Source organism: Kistimonas scapharcae, assembly GCF_039540975.1.
GTDB classification, from domain to species: domain Bacteria; phylum Pseudomonadota; class Gammaproteobacteria; order Pseudomonadales; family Endozoicomonadaceae; genus Kistimonas; species Kistimonas scapharcae.
This window is the reverse complement of record NZ_BAABFL010000177.1, coordinates 1-720: the sequence shown is the minus strand read 5'-3', so window position 1 is coordinate 720 and position 720 is coordinate 1. Positions and strand designations below refer to the sequence as shown.

General features: G+C 50.4%; 1 protein-coding gene. It reads right to left on the bottom strand.

What is annotated here, in order from left to right; translation table 11 throughout:
• Positions 1-20: 20 nt before the first annotated feature.
• A partial coding sequence (locus tag ABD892_RS10260; protein ID WP_345195529.1) for an IS3 family transposase occupies positions 21-720 on the bottom strand: 700 nt, incomplete at its 5' end.

The following is a 720-nucleotide window of genomic DNA, read 5'->3' as shown; positions in this document are numbered from 1 at the left end:
CAGTAAAAATGGACATCCGCCTAAGCTGCCTTTGCCAACTCAAAATTCATGGGAGTCATATACCCCAATGAACTGTGTCGGCGATTTCGATTGTAATCGACTTCAATGTATTCAAACACCGCCTGCCGCATCTGTGCCCGGTTCATCATTGGTTCATGATGTATAGCCTCAACCTTCAATGAATGAAAAAAACTCTCTACGCAAGCGTTATCCCAGCAGTCGCCTTTACGACTCATACTCTGATGGAAGCCGTTTTTCTCGACCATGTCTCTGAATACCTGGGAACAGTACTGACTGCCTCTATCGCTGTGAAATAGCACGCCAGCAGGAAACCGGCGGCACCAGAGCGCCATGTTCAATGCATCACAGACCAAGTCAGCTTTCATTGTGGTTCCCATGGACCAGCCTATGACTCGACGTGAGAACAGGTCAATGACAACGGCCAGATACAGCCAGCCTTCGCTGGTTTGCAGATAGGTGATATCACCGGCCCATTTCTGATTTGGCGCTGTGGCTACAAAGTCGCGCTTGAGCAGGTTAGGCGCAACAGACAAAGAGTGCTTGCTGTCCGTCGTGACCCTGAATCTACGGGCGGCCCTGGGAACGAGACTCTGTCGTTTCATGCTGTCCTGAACGGTTTTGATACAACAAGGCTGACCAGCATCTTCCATGTCTTTCTGGATGCGACGAGCACCTGAACGAGACTTGCTTCGCCGGAAA